At 38.2% G+C, this 267-nt stretch carries 1 rRNA gene; it reads right to left on the bottom strand.

The features are described 5' to 3' along the window. A 23S ribosomal RNA gene (locus tag ACSLUK_RS20055) occupies nt 1-115 on the bottom strand; the annotation flags it as partial. Nucleotides 116-267: the final 152 nt, after the last annotated feature.

The following is a 267-nucleotide window of genomic DNA, read 5'->3' as shown; positions in this document are numbered from 1 at the left end:
GAAATCTCAGTCTATAACGGTTTTTATCACCTTAACTGAGCTTATCGCAGATTAACACGTCTTTCATCGCCTCTAACTGCCAAGGCATCCACCATATACGCTTAGTCACTTAACCATACAACCCTAAGTAGTCTTAAGTATGTTGGAGACAAATCCAACACTAAATGTATGACTGACATTTTCACGCACTCTAATGAGCTACTTGAATTAGATGATAATAATTCGAGGAGAATTATTATCGTTTTGATGTTTACAGCGCGACACCGT

Source organism: Thalassotalea fusca (genome assembly GCF_053485835.1).
The sequence above is the reverse complement of the archived record's forward strand: the minus strand, read 5'-3'. Positions and strand labels throughout refer to the sequence as shown.